A 611-nucleotide genomic window follows, 5' to 3' on the forward strand; every position below is an offset into this window, starting at 1 on the left:
GGCCCGACTGGAGCGCGGTGTCTGCCAGCTCCGGGATGGCGGCGAGGTGGTCGTCAAAGGCGAGCCCCATCAGGTCGGCAAGATCTTCGACCTGCTTCGCGGCAAAACCGGGTTTTCGGGTGGCGAGCCTTTTGTGGGCCAGAAACACCTTGCCCGCGGGACCCGGATCGTCGCCGGCGGCGGTGAGCAGGACGGCATCGCGAAGCGCCGCTTCGTCCTCGTTGCGACCGGTCAGAAGGACGGCGGCGACGGTACATTTCAGGGCCTGCCGCTCGCGCCAGCAGCCGCCCCAGACTGGTTGCGACCGAACGAGATCATCAAGCGTTTTCAGAGTGATACCCGCCGAGAAGGCAGCATCAACTTTGGTCAGATCGCCCCCACGTGGGCGGGCCCAGCCCGGCAGGGGCGCGGTGGGCACGGCGGTTCTGGCGTGTGGTGCGGCGTGGTAGCTCATGGCGGTGGGGCTAATCGGAATGAGCAGTTTATGCCAGCGTTTTATGACACAACCGCACGGCTTGTCTCTCTGGTGTTTAGATCGATAATCTTGCATTATCGTTCTAAACTGTCATTATAATGAAAACCCACGCTCTGAGGCCGTTCATGACCGAAAA

Annotated in this window: 1 protein-coding gene; it reads right to left on the bottom strand. The window is 61.9% G+C overall.

Annotated features, from left to right (window positions below; translation table 11 throughout):
* A partial coding sequence (locus HPQ62_RS20930; protein ID WP_174804525.1) for a DUF1403 family protein occupies window positions 1–454 on the bottom strand: 454 nt, incomplete at its 3' end.
* Between the last annotated feature and the right edge of the window lie 157 nt (window positions 455–611).

It is taken from the genome of Martelella limonii, from assembly GCF_013344475.1.
In the GTDB taxonomy this organism is placed as follows: domain Bacteria; phylum Pseudomonadota; class Alphaproteobacteria; order Rhizobiales; family Rhizobiaceae; genus Martelella; species Martelella limonii.